General features: G+C 74.2%; 17 protein-coding genes. 14 read left to right on the top strand and 3 right to left on the bottom strand.

The window, feature by feature from the left end:
- The first annotated feature begins 151 nt into the window (after positions 1-151).
- The 14 genes from ACFZCF_RS10060 to ACFZCF_RS09995 all read left to right on the top strand — a co-directional run bounded on the left by ACFZCF_RS10060 (position 152) and on the right by ACFZCF_RS09995 (position 13,066).
- A complete protein-coding gene (locus ACFZCF_RS10060; protein WP_189948350.1) occupies positions 152-544 on the top strand; it encodes an NADH-quinone oxidoreductase subunit A in 393 nt (130 codons plus the stop codon).
- Positions 535-1,140 (top strand): NADH-quinone oxidoreductase subunit B, encoded by a 606-nt coding sequence (locus ACFZCF_RS10055; protein ID WP_388437799.1) that lies wholly within the window; start codon positions 535-537, stop codon positions 1,138-1,140. Before ACFZCF_RS10060 ends, ACFZCF_RS10055 begins: the two co-directional genes overlap by 10 nt.
- Positions 1,137-2,591 (top strand): NADH-quinone oxidoreductase subunit C, encoded by a 1,455-nt coding sequence (locus ACFZCF_RS10050; RefSeq protein ID WP_391285782.1) that lies wholly within the window; start codon positions 1,137-1,139, stop codon positions 2,589-2,591. The genes ACFZCF_RS10055 and ACFZCF_RS10050 overlap by 4 nt, the downstream gene beginning before the upstream one ends.
- Entirely contained in the window at positions 2,584-3,546 is a 963-nt protein-coding gene (locus tag ACFZCF_RS10045) for an NADH-quinone oxidoreductase subunit H (RefSeq protein ID WP_391285780.1), read from the top strand. The genes ACFZCF_RS10050 and ACFZCF_RS10045 overlap by 8 nt, the downstream gene beginning before the upstream one ends.
- Positions 3,547-4,113, top strand: coding sequence for a NuoI/complex I 23 kDa subunit family protein (locus tag ACFZCF_RS10040; protein ID WP_388437790.1), 567 nt, complete (start codon positions 3,547-3,549; stop codon positions 4,111-4,113).
- On the top strand, positions 4,110-4,667 hold the full coding sequence (locus tag ACFZCF_RS10035) for an NADH-quinone oxidoreductase subunit J (RefSeq protein ID WP_388437787.1): 558 nt from the start codon (positions 4,110-4,112) through the stop codon (positions 4,665-4,667). Before ACFZCF_RS10040 ends, ACFZCF_RS10035 begins: the two co-directional genes overlap by 4 nt.
- Positions 4,667-5,029 carry an NADH-quinone oxidoreductase subunit NuoK gene (gene nuoK / locus ACFZCF_RS10030; protein ID WP_388437784.1) on the top strand — a complete coding sequence of 121 codons (363 nt, stop codon included), beginning with the start codon at positions 4,667-4,669 and terminating at the stop codon, positions 5,027-5,029. The genes ACFZCF_RS10035 and nuoK overlap by 1 nt, the downstream gene beginning before the upstream one ends.
- Positions 5,026-7,005, top strand: a complete 1,980-nt coding sequence (locus ACFZCF_RS10025) for an NADH-quinone oxidoreductase subunit L (protein WP_391285777.1) — start codon at positions 5,026-5,028, stop codon at positions 7,003-7,005. The genes nuoK and ACFZCF_RS10025 overlap by 4 nt, the downstream gene beginning before the upstream one ends.
- Before the next feature lie 3 nt (positions 7,006-7,008).
- On the top strand, positions 7,009-8,586 hold the full coding sequence (locus ACFZCF_RS10020; protein ID WP_388437778.1) for a NuoM family protein: 1,578 nt from the start codon (positions 7,009-7,011) through the stop codon (positions 8,584-8,586).
- Complete coding sequence (locus tag ACFZCF_RS10015; protein ID WP_388437775.1) at positions 8,586-10,118, top strand: NADH-quinone oxidoreductase subunit N; 1,533 nt, start codon at positions 8,586-8,588, stop codon at positions 10,116-10,118. Before ACFZCF_RS10020 ends, ACFZCF_RS10015 begins: the two co-directional genes overlap by 1 nt.
- Before the next feature lie 32 nt (positions 10,119-10,150).
- Complete coding sequence (mscL, locus tag ACFZCF_RS10010) at positions 10,151-10,630, top strand: large conductance mechanosensitive channel protein MscL (protein WP_388437772.1); 480 nt, start codon at positions 10,151-10,153, stop codon at positions 10,628-10,630.
- 152 nt (positions 10,631-10,782) lie between these two features.
- On the top strand, positions 10,783-11,646 hold the full coding sequence (gene htpX, locus ACFZCF_RS10005) for a zinc metalloprotease HtpX (RefSeq protein ID WP_388437769.1): 864 nt from the start codon (positions 10,783-10,785) through the stop codon (positions 11,644-11,646).
- Entirely contained in the window at positions 11,643-12,047 is a 405-nt protein-coding gene (locus tag ACFZCF_RS10000; protein WP_388437766.1) for a YccF domain-containing protein, read from the top strand. Before htpX ends, ACFZCF_RS10000 begins: the two co-directional genes overlap by 4 nt.
- Positions 12,048-12,049: 2 nt before the next feature.
- Positions 12,050-13,066 carry a hypothetical protein gene (locus ACFZCF_RS09995; RefSeq protein ID WP_388437763.1) on the top strand — a complete coding sequence of 339 codons (1,017 nt, stop codon included), beginning with the start codon at positions 12,050-12,052 and terminating at the stop codon, positions 13,064-13,066.
- Here the strand turns inward: ACFZCF_RS09995 and ACFZCF_RS09990 are convergent.
- Genes ACFZCF_RS09990 through ACFZCF_RS09980 form a run of 3 tightly spaced genes read right to left on the bottom strand, consistent with a single transcriptional unit; the run spans position 13,032 to position 15,396 of the window.
- The gene (locus ACFZCF_RS09990) at positions 13,032-14,270 is read right to left on the bottom strand and encodes an amino acid permease (RefSeq protein ID WP_391285773.1); all 1,239 of its coding nucleotides are present in this window, start codon (positions 14,268-14,270) and stop codon (positions 13,032-13,034) included. The two genes, ACFZCF_RS09995 and ACFZCF_RS09990, sit on opposite strands and share 35 nt — an antisense overlap.
- Complete coding sequence (locus ACFZCF_RS09985) at positions 14,267-14,893, bottom strand: alpha-ketoglutarate-dependent dioxygenase AlkB (RefSeq protein ID WP_391285771.1); 627 nt, start codon at positions 14,891-14,893, stop codon at positions 14,267-14,269. The genes ACFZCF_RS09990 and ACFZCF_RS09985 overlap by 4 nt, the downstream gene beginning before the upstream one ends.
- Entirely contained in the window at positions 14,890-15,396 is a 507-nt protein-coding gene (locus ACFZCF_RS09980; RefSeq protein WP_388437753.1) for a methylated-DNA--[protein]-cysteine S-methyltransferase, read from the bottom strand. The genes ACFZCF_RS09985 and ACFZCF_RS09980 overlap by 4 nt, the downstream gene beginning before the upstream one ends.
- Positions 15,397-15,421: the final 25 nt, after the last annotated feature.

Here is a 15,421-nt window from a genome sequence, read left to right as displayed (position 1 = left end):
TCCCCCGCCCGCCCCGGGCCATGGGGGAGGTGGGTGTCGGCCCGGGGGGATAACCCCACCCGCGCCTGCTTACGCTCCTTTTAGCAGGGCCTAGACTCGCGTCGGTGAATTCGGCCAGGAAACCGGCGAGGGACCGAGAGGGGCGGCGGACGTGCGGGAACCGACCGTAGTCGCGGCGGGATATTTCGATACGTACTCCGTCGTCGGCCTGCTCGCCGTCGTCGGCGTGCTCTTCGTCGCGGTCGCCTTCGGCGCCGGCCGGCTGCTCCGGCCCGTCGTGCCGACCCCGGAGAAACTGCTGACGTACGAGTGCGGCGTCGACCCGGTGGGGGAGGGCTGGGCCCACACCCAGGTCCGCTACTACGTGTACGCCTTCCTCTACGTCATCTTCGCCGTCGACTCGATCTTCCTCTTCCCGTGGGCGACGGTCTTCGCCGCGCCCGGCTACGGCGCCACCACCCTCGTCGAGATGTTCGTCTTCCTCGGCTTCCTGGCCGTCGGGCTGCTCTACGCGTACAAGAAGGGCGTCCTGGCATGGACGTAACACCCGACACCACCCCCGGGGGCGGCGCCGTCCCCCTGCCGGCCCCGAAGCTCGGCACGCTCTCCCGGCTGGCCCCCGAGCCCATGAAGGTGGTCCTGAACTGGGGCCGCCGCTACAGCCTCTGGGTCTTCAACTTCGGCCTCGCCTGCTGCGCGATCGAGTTCATCGCCGCGTCCATGGCTCGGCACGACTTCATCCGGCTCGGCGTGATCCCCTTCGCGCCCGGCCCCCGCCAGGCCGACCTGATGATCGTCTCCGGCACGGTCACGGACAAGATGGCCCCGGCCGTGAAGCGGCTCTACGAGCAGATGCCCGAGCCGAAGTACGTCATCTCCTTCGGCGCCTGCTCGAACTGCGGCGGCCCGTACTGGGACTCGTACTCCGTGACCAAGGGCGTCGACCAGATCATCCCGGTCGACGTCTACGTCCCCGGCTGCCCGCCCCGCCCCGAGGCGCTGCTCCAGGGCATCCTCAAGCTCCAGGAGAAGATCGCCCGCGAGAACCTGGGCGAGCGGTACGGCACGACGGCACGGCCCTCGGTCTCCCAGCTCACCAGCCCGCTCGTCACCCCGCCGCCGGGAGGCGACGACCGATGAACCGCTACGAATCCCTCCCCGAGGCCGTGACGGACCTGTTCGGCGACGAGGCGGGGGCCCAGAGGGCGTACGACCTGCTGACCGTCGACGTCCCCGGCACGGAATGGCTCGACGCGCTGCGGACCGCCCGGGACGAGCTGGGCTGCACCTTCTTCGACTGGCTGAGCGCGGTGGACGAGCCGGGCACGGGCTTCCGCGTCTGCGCGCACGTCGTCGCCCTCGGCTCCGGCGCCCCGCGGCGCCTGCTCCTGCGCACGACCGTGCCGCACGACGCCCCCGTCCTGCCGACGGCCGTGGGCGTCTTCGCGGGCGCGGCCTGGCACGAGCGCGAGACCCACGAGATGTTCGGCGTCGTCTTCGAGGGCCACCCGAACCTGACGCCGCTCCTCCTCCCCGAGAACTTCGAGGGCCACCCCCTCCGCAAGGACTTCGTCCTCGCCGCCCGCGTCGCCAAGGCGTGGCCCGGCGCGAAGGAGCCGGGCGAGTCCCACGACGGCGGCCCCAAGCGCCGCCAGATGCTCCCGCCCGGCGTCCCCGACCCCAACGAGTGGGGTCCCCTCAAGGGCCAGCTCCCCCCGGCCCCAGAGCGCCCCGCCCGAGGCGCCGCCGCCGACCGCCCCCGCCGCACCCGCACCACCGCGGAGGGCTCGACCACCCAGGACGCCCCGGTACGCCGCACCCGCACCACCGCGGAGGGCTCGGCGACGCAGGACGCCCCGGCCCGCCGCACCCGCTCGGCCTCGGAAGGCTCCGCGAGCCAGACCGCCCCGGACCCGGGAGCGGCCCCCGCCCGCCGTACGCGCTCCGCGTCCGAGGGCTCGGCGAGCCAGAGCACCCCGGCGGCGGCGCCCGCGGCCCCCGACGCCCCCGAGGCGGGAACCCGCCCGCCCCGCCGTACGCGCTCCGCGTCCGAGGGCTCGGCGAGCCAGACCGCCCCGGACCCGGGAGCGGCCCCCGCCCGCCGCACCCGCTCGGCCTCGGACGGCTCCGCGAGCCAGGCCGCACCGGCGGCCCCGGACGCCCCCGAGGCCCCGGCGGCCGCCTCGCCGCCCCCGCGCACCCGCAGCGCGGACGCCCCCTGGCACCACGCCCGCCCGGCGTTCGACGCCCCGACGCAACCGGCCGCCCCGGACCCCGAACCCCCGGCCCCCGAGCCCGCCCCGGACACGAAGCCCGCCACCGGGCCCGTACCGGAGGCGAAGCCCGGCACCGGGCCCGCCCCGGACACGAAGCCCGCCACCGGGCCTGCCCCGGACACGAAGCCGGGCACCGGGCCCGTACCGGACCCCGAATCCCCGGCCCCCGAGCCCGCCCCGGACACGAAGCCCGCCGCCGGGGCCGCCCCGGACGCCGAACCCCCGGCCTCCGAGTCCGCCCCGGACGCGACGTCCGACCCCGACCCCGACCCCGACACCCACCCCGACCCCGCCGGAGGCGATCCGCGTGACTGACGCACTCGATGTCGCCGTGCGGCTGCTGCTCGTCTTCGTCGCGTTCCTCGTGCTGCCGCTCGTCGTCGGGCAGACCGAGCACAAGGTGATGGCGCACATGCAGGGGCGGCTCGGCCCCATGTACGCCGGCGGTTTCCACGGCTGGGCCCAGCTCGTCGCCGACGGCGTGAAGTTCGCGCAGAAGGAGGACATCGTCCCGAAGGACGCCGACCGGCGGGTCTTCCAGCTCGCGCCGGCCGTCGCCCTCCTCCCGTACCTCCTCGTGCTCGTCGCGATCCCGGTCGCGCCCGGTTCCGTCGGCGCCGTCGTCGACGCGGGCGTCTTCTTCGCGCTCGCCGTCATGGGCGTCGGCGTGCTCGGCAGCCTGATGGCCGGCTGGGCGTCCGCGAACAAGTTCTCGCTGCTCGGCGGCCTGCGCACGGCCGCGCAGCTGCTCGCGTACGAGCTGCCGATGCTGCTCGCCGCCGCGTCCGTCGCGATGGCCGCCGGCACCGTCTCCCTCACCGGCGTCCTCGACGCCTTCGCGTGGTGGTGGGTGCCGTGGCAGATCGTCGGCGCGCTCGTCTTCTTCGTCGCGGGCCTCGCCGAGCTCCAGCGCCCGCCGTTCGACATGCCGGTCGCCGACTCGGAGATCATCTTCGGCGCGTACACCGAGTACACCGGCCTCCGCTTCGCGCTCTTCCTGCTCGCCGAGTACGCCGGCATCGTCGTCCTCTGTGCCCTCACCACCGTCCTCTTCCTCGGCGGCTGGCACGGCCCCTGGGGCGAGGACGGCCTCGGCTGGCTCTGGACCCTCCTGAAGACCGCCGTCCTGGCCTTCGTCGTGATCTGGCTGCGGGTCTCCTACCCGCGCCTGCGCGAGGACCAGCTCCAGAAGCTCGCCTGGACGACCCTCGTCCCGCTCGCCCTCGCGCAGATCGCGCTCACCGGCATCGTGAAGGTGGCGATCAGCTAGATGTCCCCCAAGATCCCCGGCTCCGGCCTCGCCAAGGGCCTCGCCGTCACCCTCCGCACGATGACCCGGAAGACGGTCACCGCGCAGTACCCGGACGCGCAGCCCGAGCTGCCGCCCCGCTCGCGCGGGGTGATCGCGCTGTTCGAGGAGAACTGCACGGTCTGCATGCTGTGCGCCCGCGAGTGCCCCGACTGGTGCATCTACATCGACTCCCACAAGGAGACGGTCCCGGCCGCCGCCCCCGGCGGCCGCGAGCGCAGCCGGAACGTCCTCGACCGCTTCGCCATCGACTTCTCCCTCTGCATGTACTGCGGGATCTGCATCGAGGTGTGCCCCTTTGACGCCCTCTTCTGGTCGCCGGAGTTCGAGTACGCCGAGACCGACATCCTGGAGCTGACCCACGAGCGCGACAAGCTCCGCGAGTGGATGTGGACGGTCCCCGAGCCGCCCGCGCTCGACCCGGGGGCCGAGGAGCCCAAGGAGATCGCCGCCGCCCGCAAGGCCGCCGAGAAGGCCGCCGCGGCCCAGGCGGCCGCCGACGCCCCGCAGCAGGAGGGCCCGCAGTGATCCTCGCCGCCCCGCCGGCCCACCCCGGCTTCCTCTCGCCCACCGGGGTCGAGATCGCCTTCCTCCTGGTCGCCCTGGTCACCCTCGGCGCCGCCGTCGTCTCCGTCACCACGAAGCAGCTCGTGCACGCCGCGCTCTGGCTCGTGGTCGCGCTCGGCGGCCTCGCCGTCGAGTACCTCCTGCTGACCGCCGAGTTCATCGCCTGGGTGCAGGTCCTGATCTACGTCGGCTCCGTCGTCGTCCTGCTCCTCTTCGGGCTCATGCTCACCAAGGCCCCCATCGGCCGCTCCCCGGACGCCGACTCGGGCAACCGGCCCGTCGCCCTCGGCGTCGCCGCGGCCGCCGCCGCGGCGCTCGTCTGGGTGGTCTGGGACGCCTTCCGCAAGAGCTGGATCGACCTGGAGGGGCCCGCGCGGGGCTCCACCGGAGTGACCGGCGAGATCCTCTTCCGGCACTGGGTGCTGCCCTTCGAGGCGCTCTCGGTGCTTCTGCTCGCCGCCCTGGTCGGCGCCATCGTCCTGTCCCGCAAGAAGCCGGAAGGGGAGCGGGACTGATGCACCTCGCCTACCCCGCCGTCCTCGCCGCGCTCCTCTTCTGCGTCGGCCTGTACGGCGTCCTCGCCCGCCGCAACGCGATCCTGGTCCTGATGTCGGTCGAGCTGATGCTCAACGCCGTCAACCTCAACCTGGTCGCCTTCGACGTCTGGCTCCGCGACGCCCTCCACGCAGGCCAGGCGCTCACCCTCTTCACCATCGCCATCGCCGCCGCCGAGATCGGCATCGGTCTCGCGATCGTCCTCATGGTCCACCGCAACCGCGGCACGGCCGACGTCGACCGCCTCCGCGACACGGCGGAGCAGCCCGAGCCCGGCGGAACCCCGGAGAGCACCGACGAGAAGGCCGAGGCCGCCGCGTGACCACCACGACCCTCGCCGTCCTCGTCCCCGTCCTGCCCTTCCTCGGCGCCGTCGCCGGACTCGCCCTCGGCCGCACCGCGCCCGGCTTCGTCCGGCCGCTCGCCGTCCTCCCCACGCTCGCCGCCGCCGTCCTCGCCGTCCTCGTCGCGATCCGCCAGGGCGGGAACACGGTGATCGAGGCCGCCACCGAGCTGACGCCCACCGGCTCCGTGCCGATCACCCTCGGCGTCCACATCGACGGCTTCGCCGCCCTCGTCGCCGTCCTCGTCGGCGTCGTCGCGAGCTGCGTGCAGATCTACTCGACCGGCTACCTCCGCGAGGACCCCCGCTACCCCTCGTACGCGGCCCTCGTGTCCCTCTTCACCGCCGCGATGCTCCTCGTCGTCTACTCGGGCGACCTGATGGTCCTCCTGGTCGGCTGGGAGATCATGGGCATCTGCTCGTACTTCCTCGTCGGGCACTACTGGGAGACCCCCGAGGCGCGCTCCGCCTCCCTGAAGGCCTTCCTCGTCACCAAGCTCGGCGACGTCCCCTTCCTCTTCGGGCTCTTCGCGCTCGCCGCCGACGCCGGCACCTTCCGCATCGACGGCATCCTGTCCACCGTCGCGAGCGGCGGCCTCGACCACCCCACCACGGTGGCCCTGCTGCTCCTCGCCGGCGTGGCCGGCAAGTCCGCGCAGTTCCCGCTGCACACCTGGCTGCCCGACGCCATGGCCGGCCCCACGCCGGTCTCCGCGCTCATCCACGCGGCCACCATGGTCGCCGCCGGCGTCTACTTCGTCGCCCGGCTGCTCCCGGTCTTCGCCGCCTCCGCCGCCGCGATGACCGTGCTCGCCGTGATGGCGGCCGTCACCATGGTCGGCTCGGCGCTCGCCGCCCTCGCCCAGGACGACATCAAGCGGGTCCTCGCCTACTCGACGATCGGCCAGCTCGGCTACATGGCGGGCGCGCTCGCCGTCGGCGACCGGGGCGCCGCCGTCTTCCACCTGCTGTCGCACGCCGCCTTCAAGGCGCTGCTCTTCCTCGCCGCCGGCGCGGTCATCCACGCCGCCGGCACCAACTCGCTCACCGCCATGTCCCGGATGGGCGGCCTGGCGAAGCGGATCCCCGACGCGTACTGGACGATGACCGTCGCCCTCCTCGCGCTCGCCGCGATCCCGCCGTTCGCCGGCTTCTTCTCCAAGGAGGCCGTCCTCGTCGCCGCCGAGCACACCGCGCTCGGCGACCGGGCCGGCGTCCCCGCCGGGACCGGCTGGACTGTTCTCGTCGCGGGCCTGCTGACCGCCCTCCTCACCGCCGCGTACGCGCTCCGCCTCTGGCTCCGCACCTTCCGCGGCAGGGGCCCGGAAGCCCCCCATCACGGACACCAGCCGATCGCGATGACCGCCGTCCTCTGGATCCTCGCGATCCCCTCCCTCGGCTTCGGTCTGAGCGCGCTCGTCCTCGACGACTGGTTCGACGGCGAGCAACTGCTCCCGACCCTCACCACCGCCGTCCTCGGCACCGGCCTCGCCGTCGCCGGCGGCGCCGTGACGTACGCCGTCTGGCGGACCCTCGCCACCAGGGCCGTCCCCCCGGTGGCCACCCCGCACGTCGCCCACCCGGACGCCGACGCCGGCCTCGTCGAGGCCGAGGCGCTGCGCCTGCCGCACCCCGCGGAGGACCCGGCCGACCCCGGCCGCGCCCTCCTCGGCCCGCTGCACGGACCGGCCGCCGACGGCTTCCACCTGGACGCCCTCTACCGGAAGGCGTTCGTCCGCCCGGTGCTCGGCGCCGCGTCCCTGGTCCGCTTCCTGGACCGCGAGGTCGTCGACGCCTACGTGAGCGGGGCCGCGAACACCGCCAAGGGCCTCGGTTGGCTCGTCCGCCGCGCCCAGACCGGCAACGCGCAGACCTACCTCAGCGCCCTGCTCGCCGGCTCCGTCGTCCTGGCGATCGCCGCCGTCGCCCTCGCCAACGCCTTCGCCGGAGCCTGAGCCGTGATCGATATCAGCCCGTCCGTGATGCAGTTCCTCCTCGCGTTCCTCGTCGTCGCGCCGCTCCTCGGCGCCGCCGCCGCGCTCCTGCCCGCCCCGCCCGGACTGAAGGGGAAGTCACCCGACCAGGCGGTGCTCCGCCACGGCGTCACCGTCACCGGCGCGATCCTCCTCGCCGCGCTCGCCCTCACCGCCGGCTTCGACCACGACGACCCGTCGAGGATGCAGGCGACCACCGACGTCAGCTGGATCCGGGCCCTCGACGTGCGGATCCACCTCGGCGTCGACGGCATCTCGCTCCCCCTCCTGGTCCTGACCGCGCTGCTGACCTTCCTCTGCGCGCTGTACTCGTACTTCAAGCCGCCCACGGGCCCGTCCCCGAAGGCCTTCGTCGCGCTGCTGCTGGTCCTGGAGGCCGGCACCCTCGCCACCTTCGCCGTCCTCGACCTGGTCCTCTTCTTCCTCGCGTTCGAGACGGTCCTGATCCCGATGTACTTCCTCATCGCCCGCTGGGGCGGCGAGGGCCGCCGGGCCGCCGCCGGGAAGTTCATCCTCTACACGCTGCTCGGCTCCGTCGTCATGCTGCTCGGCCTGCTCCTCGTCGGGATCAAGGGCGGCACCTTCGACATGGTGGCGCTCGCCGCCGACAACGGCCGCGGACTGACCACGTCGGTGCAGGTCACCGCCGTCCTCGCGATCGGCCTCGGGCTCGCCGTGAAGACCCCGATGTGGCCGCTGCACTCCTGGCTGCCGGACGCCCACACCGCCGCCCCCACGGTCGGCTCGGTCCTCCTCGCCGGCGTGCTCCTCAAGATGGGCACGTACGGCTTCGTCCGCATCGCGCTGCCCATCGCCCCCGACGGCATGCACACCCTCGCGCCCTACCTGGCCGCCTTCGCCGCCGCCGGCATCGTCTACGGCTCCCTCGCCTGCCTCGCCCTCGCGCGGCGCGGCGCCAAGGGCGACCTCAAGCGGCTGATCGCGTACTCCTCCGTCGGCCACATGGGCTTCGTCCTCCTCGGCATCGCCACCCTGACCCCCACCGGCGTCAACGGCGCGCTCTTCGCCAACATCGCCCACGGCCTCATCACCGGCCTGCTGTTCTTCCTCGTCGGCGCCGTGAAGGACCGGTACGGCACCGCCGACCTCGACACCCTCGCCGGGGCCACCGGCGCCGCCCTCTACGGCCGCGCCCCCCGCCTCGGCGCCCTCCTCGCCTTCGCCGCCGTCGCCTCCCTCGGCCTGCCGGGCCTGGCCGGCTTCTGGGGCGAGATGCTCGCCCTCTTCGCCGCCTTCGACCCCGCCGACGGGCTCAACCGCCCCGCGTACCTCGTCTTCATGGCGCTCGGCGGCCTCGGCACCCTGCTCACCGCCGCGTACCTGCTGATCGTGGTGCGCCGCGTCTGCATGGGCGGTCCGCGCCCGGCCGGCGAACCCGAGCTCGCCGACGTCCGGGCGTACGAGCTGGCCGCCTGGACGCCGCTCGCCGCCCTCACCGTCCTCGCCGGACTCTGGCCCGCGGTCCTCCTCGGCCTCACCGACCCGGCCGTCCAGCAGCTCCTCGCCGGAGGCACCCAGTGATGACCGCCGACGCCTCGCTCGTCCAGTCCGTCGACTGGGCGACGATCGCGCCCCCCACCCTCACCGCCCTGGTCGCCCTCGGCGTCCTCGTCGCCGACCTCTTCGTGCCCGCCGGGCGCAAGCAGCTCCTCGGGTGGATCTCCCTCGCCGGCCTCGCGGCCGCCCTCCTCCTGCTCCTGCCGCTGCGCGCCGGCGACCGCGCCACCTTCTGCCTCACCCCCGGCGCCCGGACCGCCGGCCACGTCCAGACGACCGGCTGCAGCTACACCGCCGACCACTTCACCCTGGTCATCCAGCTCCTGGTGCTCGGCGGCGCCCTGGTCACCGCCCTGCTCTCGCTGCCCGCCACCCGCGAGAAGCTGCCGGCCGGCGAGTACTGGTTCCTGCTGCTGTCCTCCGCCGCGGGCGCCGCCCTGCTGCCCGCCGCCCGCGACCTCGCCACCCTCGTGGTCGCCCTGGAGGTGGCCTCGCTGCCCGCCTTCGCGCTCGTCGGCCTCAAGCGCGGCGACCGCCGCTCCGGCGAGGCCGCCCTCAAGTTCTTCCTCTCCTCGGTGACCGCCACCGCCGTCACCCTCCTCGGCGTGAGCTTCGTCTACGCGGCCACCGGCACCCTCCACCTCACCGAGATCGCCGCCCGCCTCGACGAGGTCCCCGGCCCCTTCCACACCCTCGTGCAGACCGGCGTCGCCCTCACCCTCGTCGGCTTCGCCTTCAAGGTCGCCGCGGTCCCCTTCCACTTCTGGGTCCCCGACACCTACAGCGGCGCCCCGCTCCCCGTCGCCGCCTACCTGTCGGTCGTCGGCAAGGCCGTCGGCCTCACCGGCCTCATCCTGGTGACGGTCGTCGCCTTCCCCTCGTACGCCGACGTCTGGGGCCCGGCCACGGCGGTCCTCGCGGCCGTCACCATGACGGCCGGCAACGTCGCCGCCCTCCGCCAGGACCCCACCCGCGAACGGAGCGCCGTCCGGCTGCTCGCCTGGTCGTCCGTCGCCCAGGCCGGCTACCTCCTGGTGCCGATAGGAGCCGCCGCGTACTCCAGCGACGAGCAGGTCGGCGCCACCGTCGCGTACGCCCTCATGTACGCCGCCGTGAACCTCGGCGCCTTCGCGGTCGTCGCCCTCGTCGCCCGTACGCACCCCGGCAAGCGGATCACCGACCACGCCGGCCTGTACGCCGGCAGCCCCGCCGCCGCCCTCGCGCTCGCCTTCTTCCTCCTGAACCTGGCCGGTCTGCCCCCGGGTATCATCGGCCTCTTCGCCAAGGTGACCGTCTTCTCGTCGGCCGTCGACGCGGGCCTCGGCTGGCTGGCCGTCGTCATGGCCGTCAACGTCGTCATCGGCCTCGCCTACTACCTGCGGTGGACGGCCCTGCTGTTCCGCACGCCGGAGCACGCCCCGGAGCGGCCCGAGAAGGCCGCGCACCGGGCCCCCGCGCCCGTCACCCTGGCGATCGCGCTGACCGCCGTCGTCGGAGCCGTCCTGTCGGGCTACCCGCAGTTCGTCCTCCACTTCGCGACCACCAGCCTCTTCTGACCCCCCACACCCCCGTCCAGGAGCAACACCCCGTGCTGAACGGATTCAAGGACTTCATCCTCCGCGGGAACGTCGTCTCGCTCGCCATCGGCCTCGCCGTCGGCTCCGCCTTCACCGCCGTCGTCACCGGCTTCAGCAAGGCGTTCATCACCCCGCTCATCGGCCTCGCCACCGGCTCCGTCGGCGACTTCAGCGAGGCGAAGTTCAGCGTCGGCAAGACCGTCTTCCCGTACGGCCTCGCCATCGCCGCCACCATCGCCTTCGTCATCACCGCCCTCGTCCTCTACTTCCTCTTCGTCGTCCCCATGGCGAAGGTCCAGGAGCGGTTCGCGAAGGAGGAGGCCGCCGACCCCAAGTCGGAGAAGCGCGACTGCCCCCGCTGCTACGCGGAGATCCCCGCCATCGCCTCCCGCTGCGCCCACTGCACCAGCGACGTCGAGCCGGTCGCCGACGCCCTCGCCGCGACGGGGCTCGCCCCGGGCGCCCCCGACAAGCTCCCCGCCCCGCGCTGACGGCCGGGATCACCCGGACGGCCCAGCCCCTCCCCGGTGCGGCCGGGGGAACCGCAGCCTCCCGCCTGGCGTTGACCAGTACGTGAGGGTCCACTGGACGCGTGGATCACGAAGCAAAGGGTTCCCCTGCCGCACCACTTGGAGGGCGTACCGTGCACCGCCGGCACAACGGGCTGAGGACCGCCGTACTCCTCGGAGGGCTCTCCGCCCTCATCATCGTCATCGGCAGCTTCTTCGGCCGTACGGGCCTGATCGTCGGACTCGTCGTCGCGATCGGCACCAACGCGTACGCGTACTGGAACAGCGACAAGCTGGCGCTGCGGGCCATGCGCGCCCGCCCGGTCAGCGAATTCGAGGCCCCCGCGCTCTACCGGATGGTCCGGGAGCTCTCCACCCAGGCCCGCCAGCCGATGCCGCGCCTCTACATCTCGCCGACCCAGGCGCCGAACGCCTTCGCCACCGGCCGCAACCCGCGCAACGCCGCCGTCTGCTGCACCGAGGGCATCCTCGCCCTCCTCGACGAGCGCGAACTCCGCGGCGTCATCGGCCACGAGCTGAGCCACGTCTACAACCGGGACATCCTCATCTCCTCGGTCGCCGGAGCCCTCGCCTCCGTCGTGATGTTCCTCGTCAACTTCGCCTGGCTGATCCCCGTCGGCCGCTCCAGCGACGACGAGGGCCCCGGCCTCCTCGGCTACCTGCTCGTCCTCGTCCTCGGCCCGATCGCCGCCTCCATCATCCAGCTGGCCATCTCCCGCTCCCGCGAGTACGAGGCCGACGCCTCCGGCGCCCAGCTCACCGGCGACCCGCTCGCCCTCGCCGACGCCCTCAGGAAGCTCGAAGCCGGCACCAAGCAGCTCCCGCTGCCGCCCGAACCGCGCATCGAGACAGCGAGCCACATGATGATCGCGAACCCCTTCCGCCCGGGTAGGGGACTCTCCAAGATGTTCTCGACCCACCCGCCCATGGCCGAGCGGATCGCCCGGCTCGAAGAGATGGCAGGACCCCGCCCGTGAAGACCGTCCTCAACGTCATATGGCTCGTCCTGTCCGGCTTCTGGCTGTTCCTCGGCTACCTCGCCGCCGGCCTCCTCCTCTGCGTCACGATCATCGGCATCCCCTTCGGCCTCGCCGCCTTCCGCGTCGGCCTCTACGCCCTCTGGCCCTTCGGCCGCACCGTCGTCGACAAGCCCGGCGCCGGCGCCGCCTCCTGCGTCGGCAACGTCCTGTGGCTGGTCCTCGCCGGCTGGTGGCTCGCCCTCGGCCACATCGTCACCGGCCTCGCGCTCTGCGTCACGATCATCGGCATCCCGCTCGGCATCGCGAACTTCAAGCTCATCCCCGTCTCGCTGCTGCCCCTCGGCAAGGACATCGTCCCCACCGACCAGGCGTACGGCCCCGCCCGCGCCGGCTTCTGACCGTGCACCAACCCCGCTACGCGCTCCTCTCCGGCTCCCACGTCCTGGCCCTCTGCCACGACGTCGACGGCCTCTACGGCGACCCCGCCCCGCACCCCCGCGTCCGCCACGAACTGCGCGGCTGCGAACCGCGCGGCGAACTCGCCCGGGCCGTCACCCGGGCGATCGTCGAGGGCACCGCGCCCCTCGGCACCCTCGACGTCGAGACCGCCGACGGCCCCTGGCGCTTCGAGGCCGTCCGCGTCCTCGGCGCCCGCGGCGACGTCGTCAGCATCGAGGCGGCCGGCCCGCCGCGCCGCCTCCCCGGCGGCACCACCGGCGCCGTCCCCTGCGCCCACCTCATCCCGCTCCCCGGCCGCGACCCCTCCCGCACCCCGGTCACCTTCCTCGGCTGCTCCCCGCGCGGCGCGCTCCGCGACGCCCTCGCCACCGGCCCCCGGGACCTCGGAGATGTGCGCTACCAGGTCCTCCGCCGCAGCGGGAACCTCCAGCACGAGGGCGAGGCGGGCCCTGTCACCGGCTGGGACACCGCCCGCGACCACCACGGCCTGCTCGACCTCACCGTGGCCTTCCCCCGCACCGGCCTCGTCCCGCCGCCCACCCGCGAGGTCTGGGACCTCTTCCACGACCACCGGACCCCCGCCGAGCCCGGCACCTGGCGCCGCTTCACCGGCGCGGCCCGCGCGGCCTGGCGGCGCCAGGCCGCCCTCCGCTCGTACGACCTGCCGGAACCCGTCCCCGGCGCCACGTACACCCTCGACGGCCGCGGTGTCACCGACGAGGACGGCTTCGTCTGCGCCCTCACCGAGGCCGTCCACGGCCCCGGCCTCGCCTACCCCTTCGGCTCCCCCCGCGCCCTCGGCGAGGAGCTCTCCGGCTGCACCCTGATCTGGCGGCACGCCGACATCGCCCGCGCCTGCCTCGGTGTCACCCCGCTCCTCGCCGACCCCCGCCCCGCCACCTTCCAGGAATGGGTCGACGGCCTCAGGGCCGCGGGAGTCCGGGTCGTCCTCGACTGACCGCGTACGCCACCACACCCGCCGCCAGCACCCCGGACCCGGCCAGGCCCGACCCCAGCGGCAGCGCCCCCGCCAGCGCCGCGCACCCGGCGAGCCCCAGCACCGCCAGGAACCGGTCCCGGCGGCCCAGCGTCCACGCCGAGGCGTTCGCGATCCCGTAGTAGACGAGCACGCCGAACGACGAGAAGCCGATCGCGCCCCGCACGTCCGCCGTCGCCGCCGCCACGGCCACCACCGCGCCCACCGCGAGCTCCGCCCGGTGCGGCACCCGGAAGCGGGGGTGCACCGCGGCGAGCCCGGCCGGCAGATAGCCGTCCCTGGCCATCGCCAGCGTCGTCCGGGACACCCCGAGGATCAGCGAGAGCAGCGAGCCGAGCGCCGCCACGGCCGCGCCGACCGTCACCACCGGCACCAGCCAGGAGGAGCCCGCCGCCCTCACCGCGTCGGCGAGCGGGGCGGCCGAGTCGGCCAGCGCGAGCGGCCCGAGGACCAGCAGCACGCCCACCGCGACCAGCGCGTACACGCCGAGCGCGATGCCGAGCGCGAGCGGCACCGCCCGGGGGATCGTCCGGGCCGGATCGCGCACCTCCTCGCCGAGCGTGGCGATCCGCGCGTACCCCGCGAACGCGAAGAAGAGCAAACCCGCGGCCTGGAGCACCCCACCCGCGGTCACTTCTCCGTCGAGCCCGAAGCGCCCGTCGGGGGCGCCCGCGAAGGAGGCCGTGACGACCGCCGCGAGCACCGCGAGCACCCCCGCCGCGATCACCCGCGCCAGCAGCGCCGACTTCTGAACACCCCCGTAGTTGACGGCGGTCAGGGCCACCACGGCGGCCACCGCCACCGCGTGCGCCTGGTCCGGCCACAGATAGGCGCCGACGGTCAGCGCCATCGCCGCGCAGGAGGCCGTCTTGCCCACCACGAAGGCCCAGCCGGCCAGATACCCCCAGAACGGACCGAGCCGTTCGCGACCGTACACATAGGTGCCGCCGGACTCGGGGTGGAGGGCGGCGAGCCGGGCCGAGGCCATCGCGTTGCAGTACGCGACGACCGCGGCGAGCGCCAGCGCGACGAGCAGCCCGGCGGAGGTGCCGGCCGCGTCGGCCGCGGGGCCGAGGGCGACGAAGATCCCGGCGCCGATCATGGCGCCGAGCCCGATGACGACGGCGTCGAGGACGCCGAGGGACCGGCGCAGTGGTGCGCTCACGAGCGACCTGTCTCCCGCAGAGTGAGGTTGAGCCGCCCGGTGAGCCCGAGCGACGGGTCGGCGGTGCCGGGGAACACCCTCGGCACACCGTGGTACACCCAGCGCGATTCCCGGCCGAAGACGAACAGGTCCCCGGACGCCAGTTCCACATCGTTCCACGGGCGCCCGCGCCCCTCGGCGTTGCCCAGCCGGAAGACGCAGCGGTCCCCGAGGCTCAGCGACACCACCGGCGCCCCGGACCGCTCCTCCTTGTCCCGGTGCATCCCCATCCGGGCGCCGTCCCCGTAGAAGTTCACCAGCGCGGTGTCCGGCGCGAAATCGCCGTCGTCCCCGTACGCCTCGGCCACCGCCGCCCGCCCCAGGGCGACCAGCCACTCCGGCAGTTCGACGGCGACGGCGTCGAGATACCGGTACGGCACCCACTGCCGGCCCAGGCACAGCGACCGCACCGACATCACGCCCCCGCCGGGCAGGACGGTGTGGCGGTACGTCAGCGGCCCGCGCCCGAACTCCCGGCAGGCGGCGACCAGCTCGCGCTGCCGCTCGACGCTCAGCCAGCCCGGCACGTGCACCGCCCCCGGCGCGATCTCGGCCCGCTCGCGCGGAAACAGCCCCTCGGTCACCCGAGGGCCCCCTCCAGCGCGAGCAGCGCCCGCTTCCGCTCGATCCCGGCCGCGTACCCGCGCAGGCTCCCGTCCGCGCCGATCACCCGGTGGCAGGGCCGCACCACGAGCAGCGGGTTGCGCCCGATCGCCGTGCCCACCGCCCGCACCCCGGCGCCGCCGGCCCCGACCCGCCGCCCGATCTCCCCGTAGCCGACGGTCGCCCCGTACGGGATCTCCTCCAGGGCCGCCCAGACCCGCCGCTGGAACTCCGTCCCGGCGTCCGCGGCCAGCGGCACCTCGAACCGCTCCCGCCGCCCGGCGAAGTACTCCTCCAGCTGCGCCGTGACCTCCGCGAAGGCCTCCTGGTCGCGCACCCAGCCGGCGCCGACCGCGACCGCCCCCTTCTGCTCCGGCAGCGAGAGCGACCGCAGCGCGAGACGGCCCCCCGTCGAGACCTGCCCGGTCAGCAGCATCTCGCCCAGGGGGCCGCCGGCGTACGCGTACACGGTGATGTCGTCCATGACTCCAGTGTGCGAGCCCCGCCGG

It is taken from the genome of Streptomyces sp. NPDC007945 (genome assembly GCF_042958885.1).
GTDB lineage: Bacteria > Actinomycetota > Actinomycetes > Streptomycetales > Streptomycetaceae > Streptomyces.
This window is presented reverse-complemented; position numbering and strand designations above follow the sequence as displayed.

Coding starts and splice junctions, on each gene's coding strand:
- ACFZCF_RS10055 (WP_388437799.1), top strand. CDS start 535: ATGGACGTAACACCCGACACCACCCCCGGGGGCGGCGCCGTCCCCCTG.
- ACFZCF_RS10050 (WP_391285782.1), top strand. CDS start 1,137: ATGAACCGCTACGAATCCCTCCCCGAGGCCGTGACGGACCTGTTCGGC.
- ACFZCF_RS10040 (WP_388437790.1), top strand. CDS start 3,547: ATGTCCCCCAAGATCCCCGGCTCCGGCCTCGCCAAGGGCCTCGCCGTC.
- nuoK (WP_388437784.1), top strand. CDS start 4,667: ATGCACCTCGCCTACCCCGCCGTCCTCGCCGCGCTCCTCTTCTGCGTC.
- ACFZCF_RS10015 (WP_388437775.1), top strand. CDS start 8,586: ATGACCGCCGACGCCTCGCTCGTCCAGTCCGTCGACTGGGCGACGATC.
- ACFZCF_RS09980 (WP_388437753.1), bottom strand. CDS start 15,396: ATGGACGACATCACCGTGTACGCGTACGCCGGCGGCCCCCTGGGCGAG.